The organism is Bacillus sp. SIMBA_074 (genome assembly GCF_046534555.1).
Taxonomy (GTDB): Bacteria; Bacillota; Bacilli; order Bacillales; family Bacillaceae_G; genus Bacillus_A; species Bacillus_A mycoides.
In genome coordinates, this window is sequence record NZ_JAWRYM010000184.1 from 1 (window position 1) to 369 (window position 369).

At 53.7% G+C, this 369-nt stretch carries 1 protein-coding gene; it reads left to right on the forward strand.

Annotated features, from left to right (window positions below):
• Positions 1–35: 35 nt before the first annotated feature.
• The coding region (locus SB773_RS30415) for an MSCRAMM family protein (protein ID WP_410593923.1) at positions 36–369 on the forward strand (334 nt) is incomplete at its 3' end.

The following is a 369-nucleotide window of genomic DNA, read 5'->3' on the forward strand; positions in this document are numbered from 1 at the left end:
TCTACGATAGTACACGAGCACCTGTTGCCACAGTTTTGACGGACGCCACGGGAAGCTATTTCATAAATAGGCTGGCCCAGGGAGGACACACCGTAAATGTACATGCTTCTGGTTATGCGAGCGAAGCTGCCGGGGCAATTATACAGGCTGGTGGTGCTTCTACATTAAGCTTTGCGCTTCAGGGATTGCCTGGCGCCATAGCGGGAATTGTTCGAGAACAAGATTCGGGCATGCCGATAGCAGGCGCTACCATTACCGTTCGCCAAGGGAGTCCGTCGGGGACGATCCTGGCTATTCTGCTCGCTGATGCACAAGGGCAATACGTGGAAAGCGGTCTTTCGGCAGGCAGCTATACACTGATTGCCAATG